This is a genomic window from Nonomuraea sp. MG754425, from assembly GCF_021699195.1.
GTDB lineage: Bacteria > Actinomycetota > Actinomycetes > Streptosporangiales > Streptosporangiaceae > Nonomuraea.
Genome location: NZ_SSXE01000472.1, coordinates 1 through 678 on the forward strand (window position 1 = coordinate 1; position 678 = coordinate 678).

1 protein-coding gene is annotated in these 678 nt (G+C 78.2%); it reads right to left on the reverse strand.

Annotation, left to right across the window (positions count from 1 at the left end; all coding sequences use genetic code 11):
• On the reverse strand, positions 1-678 hold a 678-nt coding region (locus FAF44_RS53535), incomplete at both ends, for an aminotransferase class V-fold PLP-dependent enzyme (protein WP_272896261.1).

Below are 678 nucleotides of genomic sequence, written 5' to 3' on the forward strand. Positions count from 1 at the left end.
GGCCAGAGGTGACCGCTGAGGGTGGGGGCGGGGGCGTCCATGGCGGCGGTCGGGCCGGGCACGATCAGGAAGCCGACGCCACGCGGGCCGGCCAGCCACTTGCGGGAGGTGCCCACGTAGGCGGTGGCGCCCGTGCCGCGCACCTCCAGGTGCCCCAGCGACTGGCAGACGTCCAGCACGAGCGGCACGCCCGCCGCCCGGCACAGGGCCGCGATCTCCGCCGCCGGTTGCACGACGCCGTGGTGGGAGCCGAGGTGCGAGACGACCACCAGGTCCAGGCCCGTCGCCAGCCGGGCGCGCACGCCGTCGGGGTCGATCCGGGCCCGGCCGTCCACCGGCAGTTCGACGAGCCGCCAGCCGTGCCGGACGGACAGGCGGCGCAGCAGCATGAGCGTGCCGCCGTACTCGGTGCGGGCGCAGGCGACGCGGCTGCCCGGTCCGAGCCGCCACCCGCCGAGCAGCGCCGCCATCGCCGCCGTCCCGCTCTCCAGGAACGCCACGTCCCCCGGGCCTGCCGTGACCAGGGCGGCCAGGGCCGATCGGGCGGCGGTGAGGTCGGGGACGGCGCGGTAGCCGCCGCGCTCGCGTTCCAGCCGCAGGTGCGCCGCCATCGCGTCGAGCACGCCGTCGCTGGGCACGTTGCAGCCGGCGGCGTCGAGATGCCCGGCCGGCGACACC